This window comes from Streptomyces sp. NPDC043427 (genome assembly GCF_056436655.1).
The window spans coordinates 1-1,231 of record NZ_JBWKCC010000072.1; the positions used below are offsets into that span (position 1 = coordinate 1).

The following is a 1,231-nucleotide window of genomic DNA, read 5'->3' on the forward strand; positions in this document are numbered from 1 at the left end:
GGCAGATACCGGCTCCACTCGATGCTGCCGCCCTGCACGTGGAAACGGGCCAGCCCCGTCGCCAGGGTCACCGATTCCGGCTGGCCGCGGCGCAGCAGCGGCACGAACACCGCCGCGGCGTCCTCAGGCAGACACTCCGCTCCCACGGCACTGAGCGCAGCGTCCGGCCCGACCTCCACGAACCTCGTCACACCCTGCGCATGCAGATACCCCACCGCATCGGCAAAACGCACCGTGTCCCGGACATTACGCACCCAGTAATCCACACCCACCGGCGCCGCACCCGTCTCCACGGTGGACACGAACGGAATACGCGGCTCAGCGAAAACAACACCCGCAATCGCAGCACGGAAACGATCCAGCACCGGCTCCACCAACGGCGAATGAAAGGCATGACTGACCCGCAGCCGCGAGCTGCGCCAGCCCCGCTCCCCCACCCGCTCCGCCACGACGTCCACCGCCGACTCCGCACCCGAAACCACCACCGAACGCGGCCCGTTCACCGCCGCGATCCCCACCTCACCCGACAGGACCCCGGCAACCTCCGCCTCCGCGGCGTTCACCGCGAGCATCGCCCCACCCGCCGGCAACTCCTGCATCAACCCCGCCCGCGCGCACACCAACCTGACCGCATCCTCCAGCGACAACACCCCCGCCACATGCGCCGCCGCCACCTCCCCCACCGAATGCCCCACAACAAAATCCGCCACCACACCGAACGACTCAAGCAACCGGAACAACGACACCTCGAAAGCGAACAGACCACACTGCGCGAACACCGTCTGATCCAGCCGCTCACCACCATCCAGAACCACCGCACGCACCGGACGGCCCAGCACCGATTCCAGCCGCCCGCAGATGTCATCGAACGACTCCGCGAACACCGGATACCGCTCCACCAACTCCCGCCCCATCCCCGACCACTGCGACCCCTGACCGGAAAACACAAACCCCGTCAACCCACCCCGCCCCGCCACCCCACGAATCGCTCCGGGCGCCCCCTGCGCCAACGCCGCAAGCCCCTCCAGCAACTCACCCCGCCCACCAGCCACCACCGCACCCCGATGCTCCAAAGCAGCACGAGACGTGGCACTCGCGAACGCCAGCCGAGACACCGTCAGTTCCGGGTCAGCCGCGACGAACTCACACAACCGGGCGGCCTGGGCACGCAGCGCGTCGGCGCTACGACCGGAGAGCACCACCGGCACCGGCAACGAGAGCACCGGCTCCG

General features: G+C 68.8%; 1 protein-coding gene. It reads right to left on the bottom strand.

The genetic code is table 11. The features are described from left to right. The coding region (locus AC067M_RS45790) for an acyltransferase domain-containing protein (protein ID WP_478702915.1) at positions 1–1,231 on the bottom strand (1,231 nt) is incomplete at both ends.